Origin of the sequence: Bacteroides sp. AF29-11, from assembly GCF_003602895.1 — a bacterium.
Lineage (GTDB): Bacteria > Bacteroidota > Bacteroidia > Bacteroidales > Bacteroidaceae > Bacteroides > Bacteroides uniformis.
The window spans coordinates 1-23752 of record NZ_QTLY01000010.1 but is presented as its reverse complement, the minus strand read 5'-3'; the positions used below and the strand labels follow the sequence as shown (position 1 = coordinate 23752).

The window sequence follows — 23752 nt, the reverse complement described above, 5'->3', positions numbered from 1 at the left end:
GATTTGTTTTTAAAATCTATAAGTATAGGTAACAGAAGGAATACAAGGCAGTATTGTTATTTTCTTGATGACAGTTTGAGCTTTCTTCTGCCCGGTATTTCCATGATAAATACTTTCGTAGAAATCATCGTAGTATACGTTGTATCCATTTTTGTATTTGCTGTAAACGATGTTCGGATTCATGGCATTGTATGCATTGTAGATACTGATATTCCAGGTACGCATACCATGTTTGGTCTTCTTGTTGAAGTTGACGCCGAGATTCAAACGATGGCTGGCGGGAAGGCGGTAATTGTTACGCCGGGAGATGTAACCGGTTTCCTCAATAGAGCCATCGGGCCGGATGATGATTGTTGCCTTTTCGGGGATAGTGATACATCCACCGGTATTGAATATCCAGGAAGCTCCTGCATCAATGCGGTCACTGAACTTATGGCTGAGATTGAGGCTGATGCTGTGGCGGCGGTCATATTTGTAGGGGAACCATCGGCCTTGGTTGATGGTTCCGCTCTTAAAACGGTGATCGGTCTTGGATAGGGTATATGCCAGCCAGCCGGTAGTCTTGCCCAATGTTTTCTGTGCCATCAGTTCCAGACCGAAGGAGCGGCCTTCGCCCATTTCCACTTTTTCTTCCCAGTTGGTAGAGGTGCCGAAGAAGGATACACCGTCTTGATATTCAAGTATGTGTTTCATCTGTTTATAATATCCCTCGACGGAGAACTCCCAACCCGGCAGTCCGGAATAGTAGCCTCCTATGGAGAACTGGTTGGCATACATCGGACTGATGTCTTTGGTAATGGGTACCCAGAGGTCGGTAGGCATAGACAGCGGAGTGGAGGACAACAGATGCACATACTGTGCCATGCACGTATAGGATGCTTTGGCAGAATATCCTTGTCCGAGGTCATAGCGGGCGGAAAGGCGGGGCTGCAGCGAATAGTAGCTTTTCCCTTGTGTGTGGAACAGCGATGTGCGTACACCTGCATTCAGACTGAGCCTGGCGTTTACATTGAAATTGTCTTCGGCGTAAAGGGAGATTTCTTGTCCGCGCATGGCATGGCTGTTGCTGGTATTGTAAACCGTATCTTCCTGGAGGGCGCCATTATCTATATCTTGTATTTTCGAGGTAGCTATTCCCGGACGGAACGTATGGTGGATGTACTCTGCACCGAACTTGATGTGGTGCTGCGGCATGGGGGTGTAGTCAAAGTCCATACGCGCACTCCAGTCACGGATACCGGAGTTGAACTTGGAGGAGTAATAGTATCTGTCTTGTACTTTATTGGCGACAGTATAGGTATCTTCCATGTTTCCGTCCAGCCCCATCTCATATTTGTTGTATGAGACGGTGGTGTTGCAAAACAGCTTGCTGTTGAATACATAGTTCCAGCGGCCGTAGGCGATGGTGTTTCCCCAATTCAGATGGCTGTTGTCCTTGGAATAATTCTTAATGCTGTTGTCGTAATTGTCACCGTGGTAGTAACTGTCATAATGATAGTGGTCCTTCCCCTTGTAGAAACTGAGGAAGATGCGGCTACGGTCGCTGAACTTATGGTTGACCTTTGCATTGACGTCGTAAAAATAGTAGTTGTATTTGTCGGAATAGGTGTCGTCTTTGTCTACAATGAGATTTTTGAAGAATAGGGTGGGGATGGCTCGTGCGCTGAAACTGAAGGAGGTCCGTTCTTTCCAGATAGGACCTTCGATATGCAGTTTGTCCGTCAGCAGGCCTATACTGAATGCGCCGTGGTATTTATGCATGTCCCCGTCGTTGGTCCGTACATCTACTATAGACGAAAGACGCCCGCCGTAGCGGGCAGGAAAAGAACTTTTGAAGAATGTGGTGTTCTTTACCGCTTCGGGCGTAAAGATGGAGAATACTCCCAGCAGGTGGTCTGCGTTGTAAACTGGAATCCCGTCCAGCATAACCAGGTTTTGGTCGGGACCTCCCCCTCGCACATACATGCCTGCAAAACCTTCCATACCGGCTTGCACACCCGGCATCAGCTGAATGGTCTTCAGCAGGTCGGCTTCTCCCAATATGGACGGGGTATGCCTGATTTGTGTCATCGGTATCTCATGCGCTCCCATGGCTGTGCTTTCTATGCCGGCCTCCCGCTTGTCCGAGAGCACCACGACCTCTGCCAGTTGGTTATTGCTGTCCAGCCTGACGTTGAGCAAGGTGTCTTTCGTCAGTTCGAACCGGCTATGCCGGCTTTCGTAGCCCAGGTAGGAGAAAACCAGTTCCGTTTCCCCTTCCGGCAGGGTGAGGGAATAGAAACCGAAAGGATTGGTGGCAGTACCTGTGGAACGACGACTCTCAAGGATATTGGCACCAATCAGCGTCTCGGAAGACGCTCCGTCGGTCACGTATCCGCTGATGGTGAACTTACGGCTAACGGGTTTCTGCGGCACGGGCCGCTTATGGAGTAGAATGTGCTTTCCGGATATTTCGAACGTGATGGGTTCGTTTTCAAAGGCACGTTGCAATATCTCACTGATGTTCTTTTGTTTCATCTCCAGTGTGATGCGGTGCGTGAGCTTTACTTCTTCCCCATAGATGAAGGAGAATCCGGTTGCATTTTCCAGTTGCTTCACGAAACTCTCTAAAGTTGCGTTACGGATATTCAGGTTTATACGTGTTTCCTTGTTTTGTGCCTGTGCATGGAGTGAGACGCTTAAAAGAACCACACACATCAGAAGTACGGTTCTGATGCGGTGGTGCGAACAGATAGTAGAGCTGGTCATTGTCAGTTAAGTTTAGTAGTAAGGATAATAGTGTTGTTTTCTTTTTTATAGGTAAAGTTGCCGGCGTCCTTCAGTAGGTCGAGGATTTCTGTAAGACTCTCCCCTTCGCGGAAGGTAGCTGTCATATGATAGTTCTTCAGGCTGTCTCCTTCGATACGTATATCGGTACGGAACGTTTCGGAAAGTTGACGGACGATTTCCTGCAAGGGTTGCTGATCGAATGTCAGTACGCTATGGATTACTTGGGTTTCCTCGGTAGTATGTATGGCTTCTGTGGGAATGGCTTCCCGTTGTGGTGCTACGTATAAGAACTGATAGGCTGCCCAGCTCGTTACACAGAGCAGGACTACGGCTGCGGCACTGGCTGTACGCATCCAGAACCGCTTCATGCTGCGGCGCTTTAGCAAACGGCTTTCCAGCAGCCTCCAGCTGTTCTCTGCCGTAAAGCGTCCTCGTGGGGAACGGGTAGAAGCAACCAGTTTGTTCAGTACCTTGTCGAAATTCTCGTTATTCACTTTCATTTTTGGCAATTTATTAAGAGCCTATGACTCCTTTTCTGCATGTAAAGACAGCTCCTTTTCAGGAATTCCCTATGCCTATATCCTGAAATAATGTTAATCTAAAGCTCTTTGTCCGTGAAAGTCCGTCCTGCCTACGTATGACTTCCTTGCTTCTCTGTTTCAATCAATAGGGAAAGTCTGCATGAGATGTGCATCTCATGTTGTGCGAAATGTACATCTCATGCAGCTTGAGATGTGCATCTCATACATGCATACGGGGCTTCTTGCGAGGAAGATGAAGCAGAGTTCACTCCGTCAGCAATGCTTCCTTGAGTCTTGTGAGTGCTTTTTGCAGTTGCGCGTCTACTGTCTTTGTGCTGATGTTCAGCTCCTCCGCCACTTGTGCATAGCTTTGTTTCTCTTCGCGCAGGCGGATGAATACTTCACGGCAACGCTCCGGCAGGCGGTCGAGCGCCTTGACATATCGGGCAAACAGTTCTTCGCTGATAAGAGTGTCTTCGGGAGAATCGGCCTGGCCGGAAAGTTCGGGAAGCTGTTCGGACGAGAGTGTAGGGTGTCGGTTCTCTTTTTCCAGGTAATTGAGGGAGGCGTTTTTGGTAAGGATAAAGCAGTAATCCTCTATGTTGTTCACTTCCGGCAACCGGGCGCGTTGTTCCCAAAGCTTCATGAAGACGTCGAGCACAATTTCTTGCGCCCACTCTTCGTGCTTCACGAAATAGCAGGCAATACGGAACAAGCGGTCGTAGCACAGATTGTAGAAACTGTGAAAAGCCCGTTCCGAGTCTTCTTCCTTCATTTGGCGCAGATAGCGTCTGACTTCTTGTTCGGTCATGCAGTCTCCCGGTTTTGTTGTTAATCAATGAACATCAGGTCGCTTATTATGCCGTCCGAAACAAAGATGCCTTCCCGGGTCAGGCGCAGGCGGTCTGCCTGCATCTCCAGTTTGTGGCTTTGGAGGTAGGGGGCTGCCATTTTCGTGCAATATTGGCACAACTCTGTGCCGAAGGATTCTTCCGTATATGTCAGGGAGATTCCCCACATGGTACGCAGGGAAGTCATAATGTATTCATTGTAACGGGTCACTTTATCCAGAATTTCTGTTTCGGAGGAACGGTGTCCCTCTTCAATGGACTTTATGTATCCTTCCAGAGAAGCTGTGTTCCATTCCCTTGTCTTCGCATTGAAGGAGTGGGCTGAAGGGCCGCAGCCCAAATACGGAATGCCTTTCCAGTAAGCAGTGTTGTGGCGTGAGTACATGCCGGGCTTGCAGAAGTTGGATATTTCGTAATGCTCATACCCCGCGGCTCCCAGGGTGTCCATGAGCGCCGAGAAGAAGCGCACGCTACTCTCTTCATCTACTTCGCTGATACGATGGCTCTGCAGCATTTCGTAGATGTGGGTGCCTTTTTCGTAAGTCAGATGATAAGCGGAGATATGCTCCACATCAAGGCCGACGGCTTGTTGCAGGTCGCGTTCCCACCGTTGGTCTGTTTCATCCGGTAGTCCATAGATGAGGTCGATGCTGATATTCCGGAAGCCGGCTTGGCGGAGGCGGTGTATGGCTGCGATGGCTTGCGCGGCATTGTGCCGGCGGTTCAACAGTTTCAGGGTGGGGGCGTCGAATGTCTGTATCCCCATGCTTATGCGGTTGAAGGGGAGGGTGCGCATCATGGACACATATTCTTCCGTCAGGTCGTCGGGATTGGCCTCGAGGGTAATTTCTTCGGCATGTTCTGTTCCATACACCTCTTTGATAGTCCGGAATATCTGCTCGAAATCTTCGTGGGCGAGTTGTGAGGGAGTTCCTCCGCCAAAGTAGATGGTCTCTATCGGTTCTTCCTTCAGATAACCCTTGCGGGTTTTCAGTTCAGTGCACAAGGCACGGATGTATTGCTGCTTCAATTCGCTGCGGGTGGTGGAATAGAAATCGCAATAGATGCAGCGTGTCTTGCAAAAAGGTATATGAATATAGATGCCTGCCATGGTATGCTTATGGATATTTGTTGCAAAAATAGTCTTTTGGCAGGAGAATATATCGGTTTTCGGGACATTTAATGTAATATGGAAGTAGTCAGTGTCTTGGTGGATATTCTCAGTTTTATCTGTAATCCGGAAAAATAGAACATTTTTTGAGTCGTATGGAAATTCATTGTTCCGAATAAACTCCTTTCCTTTGTTATCAGAAAAAGGAATGGGTGTCTATTAAAATAATGAGTAATATGTTTGAAGGACTTGACTTTTGGTTTGAACAGATTATAGCTTATTGCATTGCCCTTGTACTGGTGCAGTTCATGAAGAAACAAATATAGCGGCAAATACTTTATTCACTTCCGTCGTAGCACGGCTTAATCTTAGGCTTTTTCTCGTGATTTCTGAGCTTTTGGGGTACTAATGACCGATATTTACCCCTTTTTGAAACAATAGTGCCCCCGAAATTACCGGGAATGGGGTAATTTTGCAGTATTGAAAAACAAACTTAAATAATATCATGAGAAAAAGTAACTACTTATGGCTGCTGCTAGTGGCAGTTTTATTGCTGCCCGCTCAGGAAATGGCTGCCAAGAAGAAAAAAGAGAAGGAAGTGACAGACCGCGAACTTTGGGCCGGGGTGTTGTATCAAATGGCTGCTCCGGTACTGAGCAATATGAGTGAAGGGAAGCTCCAGGAAAATATGCAGGTGGAGCTTAGTCCCACTTGGGATGGACGCGACAAACGGGTGACCTATATGGAATGTTTCGGCCGTCTGATGGCGGGGTTGGCGCCCTGGCTCTCTTTGCCGGACGATGACACTGCCGAAGGCAAGCAGCGCAGGCAGCTCCGCGAATGGGCATTGAAAAGTTATGCGCAGGCGGTAGACCCGGAAAGTCAGGATTACCTACTTTGGCGGAAAGAGGGACAGCCGCTGGTCGATGCCGCTTATGTTGCTGAAAGCTTCCTGCGAGGATACGATGCTTTGTGGGTGCCTCTGGATAGTTTGACTAAACGGCGTTACATTGAAGAGTTTACCCAGTTGCGCCGTGTGGACCCTCCTTATACCAACTGGCTGCTGTTCTCGTCTACGGTAGAATGTTTCCTGCGCAAGGCTGGTGCCAAGAGTGATGCTTACCGTATTGTCTCCGCTCTGCGCAAGGTGGAAGAGTGGTATGTAGGTGACGGCTTCTATAGCGACGGACCGGGATTTGCCTTTGACTATTACAACAGCTTCGTACTCCATCCCATGTATGTGGAGTGTCTGGAAGTCTTTACGAACAGTGGAAAAAATAAGATATGGAATGCGCCGGATTGCAATTTCCAGCGTGCCCAGAAGCGCATGCAGCGTTTCGGCATGATTCTGGAACGTTTCATCTCTCCCGAGGGGGCCTTCCCCGTATTCGGGCGTTCCATTACCTACCGCACCGGTACCCTCCAACCATTGGCTTTGTTGGCATGGCGTGGATGGTTGCCCAAGGAATTGTCGAACGGACAGGTACGTGCTGCCATGACAGCTGTCATCAACCGTATGTTCGGTGACAACCGGAACTTCAACGAGAAAGGTTTTCTGACATTGGGATTCAATGGTTCCCAGCCTCATATCTCCGACTGGTATACTAACAACGGCAGCCTTTACATGGCTTCCCTGGCATTCTTGCCCCTGGGCTTGCCCGCCGACCATCCGTTCTGGACAGATGCTCCGCAGGCATGGACCTCGAAAAAGGCGTGGGGTGGTGAAGAATTCCCCAAAGACCATGCCTATTATGAGTAAGACTGATTCATTTTTTATAGTATTTATATTAATTGTTTGGGGGATTGGTGGATTTCCGGTGGCACTCTGTGCACAGGGTGCTGCCGGTGTCCTTCCCGAAACGCATCTGGTGGAAGTGGGGAAAGGATACAGCCAGACTTCCGTCAACACTGCCGTATTCCGTAATAATTCGCTGGTGACGCAAGGTGACGAGCAATACATCAGTTACTATGATGCGGAAGGGTTTCTGACTCTTGGAAAACGGAACCTCCATGCCGGACAGTGGACACTGCACCGCACACAGTATAAAGGGAATGTGAAGGATGCCCATAACGTCATCAGCATGATGCTGGACGGTGACGGGTATATTCATGTAGCCTTCGACCATCACGGACAGCCCTTGAACTACTGTCGCAGCATTGCACCCCATTCGCTGGAATTGGGTGAGAAGGAGCCCATGACGGGCGTGGATGAAGGCAATGTAACCTATCCGGAGTTTTATCTGCTGTCCGGAGGCGACCTGCTGTTTGCATACCGTTCCGGTTCTTCCGGCCGGGGCAACCTGGTGATGAACCGCTATTCCTTGAAGGAGAAGAAATGGAGCCGTGTGCAGGATGTACTGATTGATGGCGAGAACAAGCGCAATGCTTACTGGCAGCTATATGTAGATGAGCTTGGAACCATCCATCTGTCGTGGGTCTGGCGCGAGACTTGGCATGTGGAAACCAACCATGACCTATGCTACGCCCGTTCCTTTGACAATGGCGTAACATGGTATAAGGCAAATGGCAAGAAATATGATTTGCCCATCCGTCTGGGTAATGCAGAGTATGCCTGCCGCATTCCTCAGAATTCGGAACTGATAAACCAGACCAGCATGAGTGCCGATGCAGGCGGTCATCCCTACATTGCTTCCTATTGGCGCGACCCGGACAGCGACGTCCCGCAATACCGGATTGTCTGGCATGACGGGCAGATGTGGCACAGCCGCCAGGTCTCCGGGCGTACCACTCCGTTTTCCCTGAAAGGTGGAGGCACGAAGATGATTCCGATGGCCCGTCCGCGCATCGTAGTAGATGGCGGGGAGATATTTTATGTATTTAGGGATGAAGAACGGGGGAGCAAAGTCTCTTTGGCGCACGCTACGGATGTGGCAAATAGTAAGTGGAGCATCAGCGATTTGACCGACTTCGCTGTCGATGCCTGGGAACCGTCTCATGACACGGAATTGTGGAAGAGCAGGAAGCAGCTGCATCTGTTTGTGCAGCATGCCAAGCAAGGGGACGGAGAGCGGGTTGTGGAGTTTGCACCGCAACCGGTATATGTATTGGAAGTGATAAGATAAAAGAACAGTATTAATATATGAAAACGACATGCTTATTTTTATTGGGTTTGGCTTTTTGCTGGGGAGTGTCCTCATGCACCGCTCAGCAGCCGAAACCGGAAGAAGTGATTGAGATTATCAATCGGGTGAACAACTATTGGCAGGAGACCCATCCGCAACATGGGCGCTCTTTCTGGGACAACGCCGCCTATCATACGGGAAACATGGAGGTGTTCTTCCTGACCGGTAATCCGGAATGCTATGCCTATTCCGAGGCGTGGGCAGAACATAATGAATGGAAAGGCGCGAAGAGTGACAACAAGGAAGAGTGGAAGTACAGCTATGGGGAGAGTGATGATTATGTGCTTTTCGGTGATTATCAGATTTGTTTCCAGACTTATGCGGATTTGTATACCGTGAAGCCGGATTCCGGGAAGATAGCCCGTGCGCGCGAAGTGATGGAATACCAGATGAGTACGGACAAGAACGATTATTGGTGGTGGGCGGACGGACTTTACATGGTAATGCCCGTTATGACAAAGATGTACAAGCTGACCGGCAATCCGTTATATCTGGAGAAACTGCATGAATACTGGACCTATGCCAACAGTATCATGTACGATTCGGAGGAAGGCCTATACTATCGCGACGGCAAATATATTTATCCAAAACACAAAAGTGTGAATGGTAAGAAAGACTTCTGGGCGCGTGGCGACGGTTGGGTGCTGGCTGCCTTGGCAAAGGTACTGAAAGACCTGCCCGAAACAGACCAATACCGCCAAGAGTACATAGACCGCTTCCAGACGATGGCCAAATCCGTGGCTGCCTGCCAGCAGCCGGAAGGCTACTGGACACGCAGTATGCTCGACCCTGAGCATGCTCCCGGTCCTGAAACCAGCGGTACGGCTTTCTTTACCTATGGTCTATTATGGGGGATGAACAACGGCTTGCTGGACAAGGCTGCTTATCAACCCGTAGTGATGAAGGCGTGGAATTATCTGACTACTGTAGCCTTGCAGCCCGATGGCCGCATAGGGTATGTACAGCCGATTGGCGAGAAAGCCATTCCCGGACAAGTGGTTGATGCCAACTCTACTGCTAACTTTGGGGTAGGGGCATTTCTGCTGGCAGCTTGTGAGATGGTGCGTTTTTTGAATGCCGACTGATTGGAGAGATTAAATAAGTGTATATGTTACACAACATATACACTTTCTTTGTATTATAATGTATATAGTGTTAATTTTACACCCGTTAAAAGGTTTAATATAAAAAGATTATGATTGTACGGATGAAAAACACTTTCCGGATGCTTTTGGCGGCAATGTTATTGTCGTTGTTTGCACTTCCGGGATATTCCTGGCAAAAATCCTTTCCCGAAAAAGATTATGTAGCTTATTTGTTCACTTATTTCACTGGGAATAGTGGCGATGAAGAAGCTGTGCGCTATGCTGTAAGCATGGACGGTTATACCTACTGGGCATTGAATGATAATGAACCGGTAATCGACTCGAAAGTCATCAGCTCCACCGGGGGAGTCCGCGACCCGCATATCCTTCGTTGCGAGGATGGCAAGACTTTCTATATGGTAGTGACAGATATGGTTTCAGCCAATGGATGGAGTTCCAACCGTGCCATGGTTTTGCTGAAATCTACCGACTTGGTCAACTGGTCTCACTCCGTTATCAATATACAGAAGCGCTATTCAGGTCAGGAGGATTTGAAGCGTGTATGGGCTCCGCAGACTATCTACGACCCGGAGGTGGGAAAGTACATGGTGTATTGGTCTATGCTGCATGGCGATGGAGCCGATGTCATATATTATGCTTATGCCAATGCGGAGTTTACGGATTTGGAGGGAGAGCCCAAGCCATTGTTTCTGCCGGAGAACGGGAAATCGTGCATCGATGGAGACATTGTCTATAAGGATGGTGTTTTCCACCTTTTCTATAAGACGGAAGGGCATGGAAACGGCATAAAGGTGGCCACCACCCGTTCCTTGACCTCCGGGGCATGGACGGAAGAACCCGATTACAAGCAACAGACTAAGGAAGCCGTAGAGGGTGCGGGCACTTTCAAACTGATAGGGCAGGATAAGTATATCCTGATGTACGACGTCTATATGAAAGGAAGCTATCAGTTTACGGAAACCACTGACTTGAAGAATTTTAAGGTGATAGACAGCGAGGTGAAGATGAACTTCCATCCCCGTCATGGGACCATTATCCCCATTACCCGGCATGAGCTGTTGCGCATTACCGATGAATGGGGCAAGCCGACAGAACTGGGCGCATTGCCCAACAATCCCGTATTGCCGGGTTTCCATGCCGACCCGGAAATCCTTTATTCCCATCAGACCCAAAAGTATTACATCTATTCTACTACGGACGGACAGCCGGGTTGGGGAGGCTGGTATTTCACCGTATTCTCCTCCACGGATTTGAAGACCTGGCAGGATGAAGGCGTCATGCTGGACTTGAAGTCGGAGCAAGTGCCCTGGGCAGATGGCAATGCTTGGGCGCCTTGCATTGAAGAGAAAAAAGTGGACGGTAAGTATAAATACTTCTTCTATTACAGTGGAAACCCCAAGAATGGCGGCGGCAAGCAGATTGGAGTGGCTACGAGCGATTCTCCTGCCGGCCCTTTCACCGATTTGGGACGCCCTGTCGTTACTGCCTCACCCGTCGGTGGCGGGCAACAGATTGATGTGGATGTGTTTACAGACCCTGTTTCGGGCAAATCCTATCTTTACTGGGGCAACGGCTACATGGCAGGTGCCGAGCTGAACGACGATATGGTGTCCATCAAGGAAAATACCGTTACGGTGATGACACCGGCGGGAGGCACCTTGCAGGACTATGCTTTCCGCGAAGCAGCTTATGTCTTTTATCGCAACGGGCTCTACTATTTCATGTGGTCGGTAGACGATACCGGTTCGCCCAATTACCATGTGGCATACGGTACATCCAAGTCGCCGCTCGGTCCTATCGAAGTTGCCAAGCAACCCGTTGTGCTGATTCAGAATCCGGAAAAGGAAATTTACGGTCCGGCACACAACGCTGTATTGCAGATTCCCGGTACAGATGAGTGGAGAATCGTTTACCACCGTATTAATAAATGGTACTTGAAAGATGGCCCCGGCGTTCATCGTGAAGTCTGCATAGACCGGATGGAGTTCAATGAAGACGGAACCATCAGGCCGGTGGTGCCTACCTTTTAATTTAATGATATAACATAATAATTTAATACCATGAAGAATAGATTGAAATTACTGGTTTGGTTGTTTGCCCTCTCAGGTCCGCTGGCAGCACAGAGTGTATCTGTCAATGGTCCGGATGGAAAATTGCAGCTTACGGTATCCTGCCCGTCAGCCAACGGCGAAGTGTCTTACGCCGTCACCTACAATGGAAAGCAAATGCTGGAATCTTCTCCCTTGGGGATGGAGACAAATGTGGGTGATTTCTATAGAGGATTGCAGTTGAAGGAACATAAAGTCACAGCTCTTGATACGGTTTATGAACAATCCCGAATCAAAGCTTCGCACATCCATTACCGGGCAAACGAATTGCTTTGTTCATTCGTCAACGGTGAGGGGAAGAATGTGCAGATAACTTTCCGCGTCAGCAACAATGACGTGGCTTTCCGTTACACCCTGCCGAGGGAGCAGGGAAAAGGAAGCGTCACGGTGAACAGCGAACGGACCGGCTTCCGCTTCCCGTCGCAGACCACCACTTTCCTTTGTCCGCAGAGCGACGCCATGATAGGGTGGAAGCGTACCAAACCCAGTTACGAAGAAGAATATAAGGCAGATACCCCGATGAACGAACGTTCGGGTTATGGACATGGATATACATTTCCCTGCTTGTTCAAGGTGGGGGATGACGGCTGGGTACTGCTCAGTGAAACCGGAGTGGACAGCCGTTATTGTGGCTCGCGTTTGAGTGATTGGGATAACGGCGTGTATCGCATTGCTTTCCCCATGCCGGAAGAGAACAACGGCAATGGAACGGTGGCACCTGCCTTTTCCCTGCCGGGCTCCACGCCGTGGCGTACTGTGACGGTGGGGGAAACCTTGAAGCCGATTGTGGAAACCACCGTCCCCTGGGATGTAGTGGAACCACGCTATACCACCACCCATGATTACAAGCCGGGCCGTGGCACATGGAGCTGGATTCTCTGGCAGGACGGCAGCATCAACTACGACGACCAGGTGCGCTATGTTGACTTGGCAGCCGCCATGGGATACGAATATGTATTGATTGACAACTGGTGGGACAACAACATCGGTCGCGACCGCATGGAACAGTTTATCAAGTATGCCCGTAGCAAGGGTGTGGAGGTATTTTTGTGGTATAGCTCCAGTGGTTACTGGAACGATATAGAGCAGAGTCCCGTCAACCGGATGGATAACTCCATTGCCCGCAAGCAAGAGATGCGCTGGTTGCAAAGCCAGGGTGTGAAGGGTATCAAAGTAGACTTCTTCGGCGGTGACAAGCAGGAGACCCTGCGTTTGTACGAGGAGATTCTGAGCGATGCCGACGACCACGGTCTGATGGTTATCTTCCACGGCTGTACCTTGCCTCGCGGCTGGGAACGGATGTATCCCAATTACGTAGGCAGCGAGGCGGTGCTGGCTTCCGAGAATCTGGTATTTAGTCAGCATTTCTGTGATAACGAGGCGTTCAATGCCACGCTGCACCCTTTCATCCGCAATGCTGTGGGATGCATGGAGTTTGGCGGTGTGTTCCTGAACAAGCGTTTGAACCGCAGCAACGATGGTGGAACTATTCGCCGCACCACGGACATCTTTCAGCTGGCAACGGCAGTGCTGTTTCAAAATCCTATCCAGAACTTCGCCTTGGCACCTAATAACCTGACGGATGCTCCGCAAATCTGCCTCGACTTTATGAAACAAGTGCCCACTACTTGGGACGAGACCCGTTTCATTGACGGCTATCCGGGGAGATATATTGTTCTTGCCCGCCGTCATGGAAACACGTGGTACATAGCCGCTGCCAATGCAACGGTGGAACCGTTGAAACTGAAACTTGACCTTCCTATGCTGGCAGGACAAGAGGTGTCTCTGTATAGTGATGACAAGAAGATGCAGCCTCAATTAAAGCTACAGAGGATAAAGGCTGACGGCTCTCTGCAACTCACGGTTCAGCCGCAGGGAGGGGCGGTAATCGTGGAATAAAGAAGGCATGGAGCAACCCTTGTTTTGTAATGATATATCATAACGGATTACTCCTTTTGCAAATCTTTGATTATCAGAGGTCTATAATTGTCCTGATTCAGTCGTATACTGAATGGCATTCACTATACGACTGAATGGCATTCAGAATACGGCTGATTGTGACTATCGAACTAAATGTAAATGATTAATACCGACTTAATACCATGAATGGATTCTTGAAATTATTGTCCTTGTGTCTGTTCTTGACACTGACCGTTCCTTTGCAGGCTATAACGAATGGAGTGGCGAATGAACCCGATTCAGTCTATCTCTTTTCCTACTCCCATGCCGACGGCAGTGGCGGTCTGAAACTAGCCTGGAGTCCCAATGGCAACCGATGGTTCAGCGTGGCAGACGGCAACTCTTTTGTCAACTCGGACTTCGGCCCCTGGGGGCAAATGAAGCGGATGCTGAAACCGCACTTGATGCAGACCCGTGCCGACGACCGTTGGCACTGTATCTGGGAACTGACGGAAAGCGGAAACTCCCTTGCATACGTCGAGTCTCCCGACTTGCTGCAATGGAAAGCGCAGAAATACTTTGACCGTTCTCGCCTTGCCGAATACCGGCCGGCGGAGGTCTATCCTAACGTGCGGAAGGAGGTTCTGCTGAACGGTACCGTACAGCAGGGTTGGATGCAGCGTGTACCGTATGCCACGGTGCAGCGTGTCATCTCCTTTGCAGAGCATAAGAAGTACCGCCAGGCACTCCATGCCGAACGTACCGAGCAAGACCCCGTACGTTTTGCCGGACTGAAACCGGTGGAGGCGACTATCGAAGTGGAGACGGAATGTGCAAAACCCATCAGCAAGCATCTGATAGGTATTTTCTTCGAAGACATCAACTATGCTGCGGATGGAGGACTGTATGCCGAGCTGGTACAGAACCGCGACTTCGAATATTCGTCTAAGGACGGTTCACACCAAGGTTGGGACGGCACATATGCCTGGGCGGTGAAAGAGGGGAATACTTCGGCTGCCGTTACCATTGCCGCTGCCGACCCCATTCATCCCAATAACCCTCATTATGCCGTATTGGAGGCGCGTCCCGGAGTGACATTGCAGAACGACGGTTTCGACGGCATCAGCTTGAAGAAAGGGGAGAAGTACGATTTCTCTCTCTTCGCCCGCGTGGCACCGGGCAGCAAGGGAGGCAAGGTGGTTGTTTGCCTGCTCGACCAGACGGGCCGTGAGATTGCCCGCTCTTCCGTCAATGTGTCCTCCAAAGAGTGGAAGAAACAGCAGACGGTGCTGACGGCGAATGCCGACGTGCGTGCCGCCGTCCTCTCGCTCCAGCCGCAGACGGTGGGGACACTGCATCTCGATATGATTTCCCTTTTTCCGCAAAATACATTCAAGGGCCATAAGAACGGCTTGCGTGCCGACCTGGCGCAGACGCTTGCCGACCTGCATCCACGCTTCGTCCGCTTCCCCGGCGGCTGCGTGGCTCATGGCGACGGCATTGATAATATCTATGACTGGAAAGGCTCTATCGGACCGCTCGAAGCGCGTAAGCCGTTGCGCAATCTGTGGGGGTATCATCAGACACGCGGACTGGGCTACTTCGAGTACTTTCGCTTCTGCGAAGATATAGGTGCCGAACCTTTGCCGGTATTGGCAGCGGGCGTGCCGTGCCAGAATTCGGGTACACACACGCACTATGCCGACAATTGTCCGCAAGGGGCCAACAAGGAACTGATGCGCTACGGCCAGCAGGGTGGCATCCCGATGGAAGAGATGCCTGCCTATATCCAGGATGTGCTCGACCTGATAGAGTATGCCAACGGCGATGCGCACCGCACCGTGTGGGGCAGAAAGCGTGCCGAGGCAGGCCATCCCAAGCCTTTCAATCTGAAGTATATCGGCATCGGCAACGAGGATATGATTACCGAAGTGTTTGAGGAGCGCTTTGCCATGATATACAAGGCTGTCAGGGAGAAGCATCCCGAAATTACGGTTGTCGGCACTGTAGGTCCCTTCTACGAAGGCACGGACTATGCGGAGGGCTGGCGCCTTGCCACGGAACTGGGCGTGCCCATGGTGGACGAACACTATTACGTGGATCCGGGCTGGATGATTCACAACCAGGACTACTACGACCGTTATGACCGTACCAAGTCCAAGGTCTATCTGGGCGAATATGCCGCCCACCTGCCCGGACGTCCCAACAACATAGAGACAGCGTTGGCAGAAGCTCTCTATCTGACTTCGGTGGAACGTAATGCCGATGTGGTGGAGATGACCTCGTACGCCCCGTTGCTGGCGAAGGAAGGCCATACGCAGTGGAATCCCGACTTGATTTATTTCAATAACACAGAGGTGAAGCCTACCGTGGGCTACTACACACAGCAGATGTACGGACAGAATGCGGGTACGCAGTACATCACCTCGCACGTCACACTGAATAATGGGCAAGAGGCTGTCCGCAAGCGCGTCGGCATTTCGGTGGTAAAGGATGAGGCCACGGGTGACCATATCGTAAAGCTGGTGAACCTGCTTCCGGTAGAGGTTTCCTCTACAGTGAAGCTGAAGGGCATCGACTTGCAGAATCCCTCGGCAGTGAAGACGCTCCTGACGGGTGACCCGAAAGACAAGCAGGCACGTTCCGTGACTTCCACCTTCGACATCGGCGGTACGGAGTTTCCTTATACCTTGCCTGCCTATTCGTTTACGGTGATACGTATCCATGAGAATAAGGGGAAATAAGGATAAATCCGTGTAATTCCGTGCGTGGGAACTTAAAAACTTAAAAGATATGAAACTATTATTGACTTTGGCACTTGTTGCAGCCATGACCGGCAGTGTGTCGGCACAAAAGCAACAGACTTTGCATTCCGGTTATCCCATCGACCCGGTTCCTTTCACTTCAGTGAAGGTGACGGACAGTTTCTGGGGACAACGCTTGAAGGCAAGCCGCGAGGTAACCATCCCGTTGGCTTTCAGTAAGTGTGAGGAAACGGGACGTTATGAAAACTTTGTGAAAGCTACTCATCCCAGTGATGAGTATAAGGTGGGAGGCTTCTCCTTTGACGATACGGATGTCTATAAGACGATTGAAGGTGCAAGTTACTCCTTGCAGACTTACCCGGACAAGAAACTGGAAGAATATATCGACAGCGTATTGGTCATAGTGGCCGCCGCCCAAGAACCGGACGGGTATCTTTACACCGCACGTACCATGAACCCCAAGCATCCGCACGATTGGGCGGGGCCGGAACGCTGGTCGGAGGTGGAGAATTTGAGCCACGAGTTCTATAATCTGGGTCACATGGTGGAAGGGGCTGTGGCTTATTATCAAGCTACAGGCAAGCGGAACTTCCTGGATATAGCTATCCGTTATGCCGACTGCGTATGCAAGAATATCGGTGAAGGCCCCGGACAGAAGCGTGTGATTCCCGGACATCAGATTGCCGAAATGGCATTGGTACGCCTCTATACCGTGACAGGAGATAAGAAATATCTCGACCAGGCCAAGTTCTTCCTCGACGCGCGCGGCACTACGGCACGCAAGGACATCTATTTGCAGTCGCACAAGCCTGTACTGGAGCAGGAAGAGGCAGTGGGACATGCCGTACGTGCTGGTTACATGTATTCCGGTATGGCTGATGTGGCTGCCATTACGGGTGACAGCTCCTACATCAAGGCTATCGACAAGATATGGGAGAATATCGTCGGCAAGAAGATATATATTACCGGCGGTATCGGTGCGCGTCATGCGGGCGAAGCTTTCGGTGATAACTATGAATTGCCGAATCTGACTGCCTACAATGAGACCTGTGCCGCCATCGGCAATGTTTACATGAATTACCGCCTCTTTCTGCTGCATGGCGATTCCAAGTATTTCGACGTGCTGGAACGTACGCTTTACAACGGATTAATCTCCGGCGTTTCATTGGACGGAGGTAAGTTCTTCTATCCCAATCCGTTGTCTTGCGATGGTAAGTATCACTTTAATGCCGACCATACGATTACACGTCAGCCGTGGTTTGGTTGTGCCTGCTGTCCCAGCAACATCAGCCGGTTCATTCCTTCTTTGCCGGGATATGTGTATGCCGTGAAAGACAATCAGGTGTACGTCAACCTTTTCTTGTCCAACCGTGCCGAGCTGAAGTTGAATGAAAAGAAAGTGGTGCTGGAGCAGGAAACCGGATACCCCTGGAACGGAGATATTCGTGTGAAGGTGGCTCAGGGCAACCTGCCGTTTACGATGAATATCCGTATTCCGGGTTGGGTGCGCGGCAGTGTACTTCCGAGTGACCTTTATTCGTATGCCGACGACCTGAAGTTGGGCTATCGTGTATTGGTGAATGGCGAGGAGGTGACCGGTGAACTTCGTAAAGGCTATCTCCGGATAGACCGGAAGTGGAAGAAAGGGGATGTGGTAGAGGTGCATTTCGACATGCAACCCCGTGTGGTGAAAGCCAATGAAAAAGTGGTTGCCGACCGTGGACGGGTGGCCGTTGAGCGTGGTCCTATCGTTTATTGTGCCGAGTGGGCCGATAATGATTTTAATATACAGAATATCATCCTGAACCGTCATCCGAAATTCCAGGTGACGGAGAAGCCCGAACTGCTGTATGGCATCAACGAAATTACCACAGAAGTGCAGGCTCTTGGTTTTGATGCTGCCGGAAAGTTGGCAACCAGAGATGTGACGCTGACCCTGATACCTTATTATGCATGGGCACACCGGGGTGAGGGCAAGATGGATGTATGGTTGCCGGTAAATAGGATTGATGTAGAATAGGTAAGTATGTCGTCATAATTTAGCTTATGCTATCGTTATAAACAGATTAAAACCATGAAAAGACTTTTATTTCTATTGACATTGTTCGTTGTTCTTGGCATGCAGGCGCAACAGCATGTGATGACTGTTGATGTATCAAAACCGACGGCTCGGATAAATCCTGCCATGTATGGAATCTTCTTCGAAGACATTAATTTCGGTGCGGACGGTGGTTTGTATGCCGAACTGGTAAAGAACCGCTCTTTTGAGTTCCCGCAGCCGCTGGTGGGGTGGATACCTTTTGGCGAGGTGACGGTACAGGACGAGCGGCCCTGCTTCGACCGCAATCCGCATTATGTGCGCATTACCAATGACGGCTGTCTTTTGCGTGCCGGACTGGATAATGAAGGTTATCGTGGCATCGGCCTGAAAAAAGGAGAAGATTACCGTTTCTCCGCCTATGTCCGTACGCCGGATACCAAACCAATGAAGCTTTCCGTCGAACTGGTGAATTCCAACGGAGAGAATCTCCTGAAGAAGGAACTGGAAGTGAAAGGCAGTGAATGGCAGAAGCTGACGGCTGTGCTGAAAGCTCCTTTTACCGATGTTCGCTCGCGTCTGCGTGTTGTGTTGCAGACGGAGGGTACGGTAGATATGGACCACATCTCTCTCTTCCCGGTGAACACTTGGAAGAAGCGTGAGAATGGATTGCGTGCCGACTTGGTACAAGCCCTCTATGACCTCAATCCCGGAGTATTCCGTTTTCCCGGCGGTTGTATCATCGAAGGCAACAGCCTTGCCACCCGTTATCAATGGAAGAATTCCGTGGGTCCGGTAGAGAACCGTCCTTTGAACGAAAATCGCTGGAACTATACATTCAAGCATAAAGCTTTCCCGGATTATTTCCAGAGTTACGGACTTGGCTTTTACGAATATTTCCTGCTGAGTGAAGACCTCGGTGCAGAGCCTCTGCCGGTACTGAGCTGCGGGCTGTCCTGCCAATACGAAAGCAACGAAGTGGTTCCCCTTGGAGAACTCGGCCCGTACGTGCAGGATGCCCTCGACCTCATCGAGTTTGCCAACGGTGCTGCAACCTCCAAGTGGGGAAAGGTGCGTGCCGATATGGGACATCCCGAACCGTTCGGTCTGAAAATGATTGCCATCGGCAATGAACAGTGGGGGGAAGTCTATCCCGAGCGTCTGGAAGTGTTCACGAAAGCCATCCGTGCGGAATATCCCGATATGCAGATTGTAGGTTCTTCCGGTCCGAGTGCAGATGGGGACAAGTTCGATTACCTCTGGCCCGAAATGAAACGCATCGGGGTGGATTTGGTGGACGAGCATTATTATATGGCTCCCGACTGGTTCTTTGCCAATGCTGCCCGCTATGATGACTATGACCGTAAAGGACCGAAAGTCTTTGCCGGTGAATATGCATCGCATGACCACCCCACCGGGAAAGCCAATAATTTCTTGGCGGCACTGTCCGAAGCAGCTTTTATGACGGGACTGGAACGTAATGCCGATGTGGTGCGCCTGGCTACCTATGCTCCGTTGTTTGCCCATGTGGATGCCTGGCAGTGGAATCCCGATTTGATTTGGTTCGACAATCTCCGTATGATGCGGACTCCCAACTATTACGTACAGCAGATGTACGGTATGAATGCCGGAACAGATGTGCTGAACCTGCAAATGGACGGAAAACCCGTGACGGGGCGGGACAGCCTTTATGCATCGGCAGTGCTGGATGCTCCTACGGGAGAAGTAATTCTGAAGCTTGTCAATGCGGGCAGCAGATCGGAGAAGGTACAGATAGAGTTCAGCGGATTGAAGAAGCGGCAGCTTGTCTCGGGTTCCTGCACCTATTTGCAAAGTGATGACTGGAAAGCCAAGAATACACTGGAGCAGGAGGCTATTGTTCCACGTATTCGTCCGGTGGAGGTGGCTTCCCGTTCTCTGAGCCTGGAGCTTCAGCCTCGTTCGTTCGGAGTCTATCGTTTGCGGATAAGTACTCAATCAAAATAAATTCCCATTTAGTCACCTATTTAATTATGTGAACTAGTTATGAACACTTATTTAAAGAATTAAATTCAGCCTTTTTTGAACGATTATTCTTCCTTTTAATTATAGGATAGGCGTATCTTTGTGACGGCATACCGGTTCTGCTTGTATGCCGTTGCTAATTTTTATAAACTATTTACCATGAAGAAACATTTCATTACCGGACTGCTTGCGACTTTTGCCATTGCCGCAAGCGCACAGTCCTTCACTGAATGGCAAAACCCTGAAGTGAATGCCGTGAACCGTGCTCCGATGCACACCAACTATTTTGCCTATGAGTCGGCAGATGCTGCGGCTCGTGGAGCAAAAGAACATTCTTCCAATTACATGACTCTGAACGGTATCTGGAAATTCTTCTGGGTGAAGAATGCCGATGCCCGTCCCACGGATTTCTGGAAAGTGGGGTTCAACGACAAGGGATGGAGCGATATGGCCGTTCCCGGTATGTGGGAACTGAACGGTTTCGGCGCCCCTATCTACGTGAATACCGGATATGCCTGGCGCAATCAGTTCAAGAACAATCCACCGCAGGTGCCAACGGAGAATAACAATGTAGGTTCCTACCGTCGTGAGATTGTAATACCTGCCGACTGGAAGAGTAAGGACATCATTGCTCATTTCGGTTCCGTGACTTCCAATATGTATTTGTGGGTAAACGGCAAGTACGTAGGTTATAGTGAGGACAGCAAACTGGAGGCTGAATTCAACCTGACACCCTACTTGAAGCCGGGACAAAAGAATCTGATAGCCTTTCAGGTATTCCGCTGGTGTGACGGGACGTATCTGGAAGACCAGGACTTCTTCCGTTATAGCGGTGTAGGGCGCGATTGCTACTTGTATGCCCGTGACAAGAAGCGCATTCAGGACATCCGTGTCACTCCCGATTTGGATACTGCTTATAAGAACGGTTCCCTGAAAGTACAGCTTGATGTGAAGGGTGGCGGCAATATCAGTCTTGAACTGCTGGACGCTGCCGGAAAACAGGTGGCTACAGCTGTCGCCAAAGGTAACGCTACTGCCTTGATAAATGTGGAGAATCCTCATAAGTGGACGGCGGAAACGCCCTACTTGTATACCCTGCGTGCCACTTTGCAAGGCAGCAGTGAAGTGATTCCCGTAAAGGTGGGCTTCCGAAAGATAGAGCTGAAAGGAAGTCAGATACTTGTCAACGGCCAGTCCGTTCTCTTCAAGGGAGCCAACCGCCACGAGATGGATCCGGACGGTGGTTACGTCATTTCTCGCGAACGCATGATTCAGGATATTCAGGTGATGAAGCAGTTCAACCTGAATGCCGTGCGCACCTGCCACTATCCCGACAATAATCTCTGGTACGACCTCTGCGACCAATATGGTATTTACGTAGTGGCCGAAGCCAATATCGAATCCCACGGAATGGGTTATGGGGAAGAGACACTTGCCAAACGTGAGGACTATAGGAAAGCACATATGGAGCGTAACCAGCGCAATGTGCAGCGTAGCTTCAATCATCCCAGCATCATTTTCTGGTCTTTGGGCAACGAAGCCGGCTATGGCGCTAATTTCGAAGCTGCCTACGATTGGATAAAGGCTGAAGACCCGAGCCGTGCCGTACAATATGAACAAGCCGGTAAAACTGGCAAGACAGACATCTATTGCCCGATGTATTATGGCTATGACGGATGTAAGAAATACAGTGAGGATGATTCTATGACAAAGCCCCTGATTCAGTGCGAATATGCTCACGCGATGGGAAACTCGCAAGGAGGTTTTAAAGAATATTGGGATTTGGTGCGTAAATATTCCAAATTCCAAGGTGGCTTTATTTGGGATTTTGTTGATCAGTCTGTACGTTGGACAGGAAAAAACGGTAAGATGATTTATGCCTACGGCGGTGACTTTAACCGTTTTGATGCCAGCGATGGTAACTTCTGCGATAACGGTCTTATCAGCCCCGACCGTGTGCCCAATCCCCACATGTATGAGGTAGGCCGTATCTATCAGGACATCTGGACTACTCCGGCCGACTTGAAGAACGGCGAAATCAATGTGTTCAATGAATACTTCTTCCGTGATCTTTCTGCCTATTATATGGAGTGGGAGGTACTGAAAGGCGGTAAGGTGATACGGACCGGTCGTGTGGATAATCTGAATGTAGCTCCCCAACAGACAGCCAAAATCAAGTTGGACTTGGGCAAGACTTGCCAATGCACCGAGTGGTTGCTGAATGTTTCCTATAAGCTGAAGAACCGTGAAGGATTGCTTTCCGCCGGACATGTAGTGGCAAAAGACCAGTTGACGCTCAATCCTTACCAAGCTCCTTCCATGGAATTGAAGAACTGCGAACAGAGCAATATCGAGATGACGGCTCCCCAAGTACAGGATAACGATTGGAACTACCTCATCGTCTCCGGTGATGCTTTCCGCGTAGAAATCAACAAGCACAACGGTTATCTGACCAAGTACGAAGTGAATGGCCGGGATATGATTAAAGACGGCGAGGCTTTAAAACCAAACTTCTGGCGTGCGCCTGTTGACAACGACTACGGTGCCAATCTGCAACGCAAATATATCGCTTGGAAGAATCCGGAAATCAAACTGACCTCTTTCAAACAGCGCACGGAGAACAATCAGGTGATTGTAGAATCTGCTTACGACATGCCGGGTGTTTCAGCTAAGCTGAACCTTGTTTATGTCATCAACAATGCCGGTGCCGTCAAGGTGACCCAGAAGCTGACTGCCGACAAGAATGCCAAAGTATCGAACATGTTCCGTTTCGGTCTGCAGATGCCTATGCCGCGCAGCTTTGAAACCGTTGAATACTATGGACGCGGTCCGGTTGAAAACTATATTGACCGTAATCATTGCGCCGACTTAGGCATTTATCGCCAAAGTGTGGCTGAGCAGTTCTATCCCTACATCCGTCCGCAGGAAAATGGAACAAAGACCGATATTCGTTGGTGGAAGATGTTGGATCAGTCTGGTAATGGCATCAAGATTGTGGCGGCCGCTCCCTTCTCCGCATCTGCCTTGCACTATACCATCGAGTCTTTAGATGAAGGCTGGAGCAAAGAGCAAGGACACTCGCAAGAGGTGGATGAAGCTGATTTGACTAATCTCTGTATCGACAAGGTGCAAGCTGGTCTGGGTTGCGAAGACAGTTGGGGACGTATAGCCCGTCCGGAATACCTGGTGCCATACGCTGATTATGAGTTTACGTTCATCCTTTTTCCCGTATGCCATAGTATCGGAATAGAATAATATTTCTTCTCAGTGTATTACATACTGAGAAACAGATTTTATAACACTGAAGCGGTCGCCTTTCCGATGGGGGAGGGTGACCGCTTTGTGTTGATGTTTTGCTTGCTTCTGTATATTTCTTTGTTTTATTGTTTCTGATTTCGGCAAATGCAATCCGTCAGATGGTCGTTGATAAACCCCGA

The 23752-nt window shown here is 50.0% G+C and carries 13 protein-coding genes; 9 read left to right on the top strand and 4 right to left on the bottom strand.

The window, feature by feature from the left end:
- Positions 1–9: 9 nt before the first annotated feature.
- The 4 genes from DWZ03_RS16940 to hemW form a co-directional block, all read right to left on the bottom strand.
- Positions 10–2748: a TonB-dependent receptor domain-containing protein gene (locus DWZ03_RS16940; RefSeq protein ID WP_229122391.1), complete on the bottom strand. Its 2739-nt coding sequence runs from the start codon at positions 2746–2748 to the stop codon at positions 10–12.
- Between the two features lie 2 nt (positions 2749–2750).
- Positions 2751–3269 carry a DUF4974 domain-containing protein gene (locus DWZ03_RS16935; protein ID WP_005830106.1) on the bottom strand — a complete coding sequence of 173 codons (519 nt, stop codon included), beginning with the start codon at positions 3267–3269 and terminating at the stop codon, positions 2751–2753.
- A gap of 286 nt (positions 3270–3555) precedes the next feature.
- The gene (locus DWZ03_RS16930; RefSeq protein ID WP_057097576.1) at positions 3556–4101 is read right to left on the bottom strand and encodes an RNA polymerase sigma-70 factor; all 546 of its coding nucleotides are present in this window, start codon (positions 4099–4101) and stop codon (positions 3556–3558) included.
- A 20-nt stretch (positions 4102–4121) separates the two neighbouring features.
- Entirely contained in the window at positions 4122–5252 is a 1131-nt protein-coding gene (hemW, locus tag DWZ03_RS16925) for a radical SAM family heme chaperone HemW (protein ID WP_120130430.1), read from the bottom strand.
- A gap of 505 nt (positions 5253–5757) precedes the next feature.
- Here hemW and DWZ03_RS16920 point away from each other — a divergent pair.
- The 9 genes from DWZ03_RS16920 (at position 5758) to DWZ03_RS16880 (ending at position 23570) form a co-directional block, all read left to right on the top strand.
- Positions 5758–7011: a DUF2264 domain-containing protein gene (locus tag DWZ03_RS16920; RefSeq protein ID WP_005830116.1), complete on the top strand. Its 1254-nt coding sequence runs from the start codon at positions 5758–5760 to the stop codon at positions 7009–7011.
- Positions 7004–8335, top strand: coding sequence for a BNR repeat-containing protein (locus tag DWZ03_RS16915; protein ID WP_120130471.1), 1332 nt, complete (start codon positions 7004–7006; stop codon positions 8333–8335). The genes DWZ03_RS16920 and DWZ03_RS16915 overlap by 8 nt, the downstream gene beginning before the upstream one ends.
- A 17-nt stretch (positions 8336–8352) precedes the next feature.
- A complete protein-coding gene (locus DWZ03_RS16910; RefSeq protein ID WP_120130429.1) occupies positions 8353–9480 on the top strand; it encodes a glycoside hydrolase family 88 protein in 1128 nt (375 codons plus the stop codon).
- Positions 9481–9620: 140 nt separating this feature from the next.
- On the top strand, positions 9621–11531 hold the full coding sequence (locus tag DWZ03_RS16905) for a family 43 glycosylhydrolase (protein WP_373151307.1): 1911 nt from the start codon (positions 9621–9623) through the stop codon (positions 11529–11531).
- Between the two features lie 30 nt (positions 11532–11561).
- Positions 11562–13508: a glycoside hydrolase family 97 protein gene (locus DWZ03_RS16900; protein ID WP_057281591.1), complete on the top strand. Its 1947-nt coding sequence runs from the start codon at positions 11562–11564 to the stop codon at positions 13506–13508.
- A 203-nt stretch (positions 13509–13711) separates the two neighbouring features.
- Positions 13712–16252 (top strand): alpha-L-arabinofuranosidase C-terminal domain-containing protein, encoded by a 2541-nt coding sequence (locus tag DWZ03_RS16895; RefSeq protein ID WP_120130428.1) that lies wholly within the window; start codon positions 13712–13714, stop codon positions 16250–16252.
- A gap of 49 nt (positions 16253–16301) precedes the next feature.
- The gene (locus tag DWZ03_RS16890; RefSeq protein ID WP_005833263.1) at positions 16302–18293 is read left to right on the top strand and encodes a glycoside hydrolase family 127 protein; all 1992 of its coding nucleotides are present in this window, start codon (positions 16302–16304) and stop codon (positions 18291–18293) included.
- A gap of 54 nt (positions 18294–18347) precedes the next feature.
- Complete coding sequence (locus DWZ03_RS16885; RefSeq protein WP_005833262.1) at positions 18348–20297, top strand: alpha-L-arabinofuranosidase C-terminal domain-containing protein; 1950 nt, start codon at positions 18348–18350, stop codon at positions 20295–20297.
- A gap of 177 nt (positions 20298–20474) precedes the next feature.
- Entirely contained in the window at positions 20475–23570 is a 3096-nt protein-coding gene (locus tag DWZ03_RS16880) for a glycoside hydrolase family 2 TIM barrel-domain containing protein (protein ID WP_120130470.1), read from the top strand.
- The last annotated feature ends 182 nt before the right edge of the window (positions 23571–23752 follow it).

Excerpts from the sequence above, each read along its gene's own strand:
- DWZ03_RS16940 (WP_229122391.1), bottom strand. The coding sequence starts at position 2,748 with ATGACCAGCTCTACTATCTGTTCGCACCACCGCATCAGAACCGTACTT.
- DWZ03_RS16935 (WP_005830106.1), bottom strand. The coding sequence starts at position 3,269 with ATGAAAGTGAATAACGAGAATTTCGACAAGGTACTGAACAAACTGGTT.
- DWZ03_RS16930 (WP_057097576.1), bottom strand. The coding sequence starts at position 4,101 with ATGACCGAACAAGAAGTCAGACGCTATCTGCGCCAAATGAAGGAAGAA.
- hemW (WP_120130430.1), bottom strand. The coding sequence starts at position 5,252 with ATGGCAGGCATCTATATTCATATACCTTTTTGCAAGACACGCTGCATC.
- DWZ03_RS16920 (WP_005830116.1), top strand. The coding sequence starts at position 5,758 with ATGAGAAAAAGTAACTACTTATGGCTGCTGCTAGTGGCAGTTTTATTG.
- DWZ03_RS16915 (WP_120130471.1), top strand. The coding sequence starts at position 7,004 with ATGAGTAAGACTGATTCATTTTTTATAGTATTTATATTAATTGTTTGG.
- DWZ03_RS16910 (WP_120130429.1), top strand. The coding sequence starts at position 8,353 with ATGAAAACGACATGCTTATTTTTATTGGGTTTGGCTTTTTGCTGGGGA.
- DWZ03_RS16905 (WP_373151307.1), top strand. The coding sequence starts at position 9,621 with ATGCTTTTGGCGGCAATGTTATTGTCGTTGTTTGCACTTCCGGGATAT.
- DWZ03_RS16900 (WP_057281591.1), top strand. The coding sequence starts at position 11,562 with ATGAAGAATAGATTGAAATTACTGGTTTGGTTGTTTGCCCTCTCAGGT.
- DWZ03_RS16895 (WP_120130428.1), top strand. The coding sequence starts at position 13,712 with ATGAATGGATTCTTGAAATTATTGTCCTTGTGTCTGTTCTTGACACTG.
- DWZ03_RS16890 (WP_005833263.1), top strand. The coding sequence starts at position 16,302 with ATGAAACTATTATTGACTTTGGCACTTGTTGCAGCCATGACCGGCAGT.
- DWZ03_RS16885 (WP_005833262.1), top strand. The coding sequence starts at position 18,348 with ATGAAAAGACTTTTATTTCTATTGACATTGTTCGTTGTTCTTGGCATG.
- DWZ03_RS16880 (WP_120130470.1), top strand. The coding sequence starts at position 20,475 with ATGAAGAAACATTTCATTACCGGACTGCTTGCGACTTTTGCCATTGCC.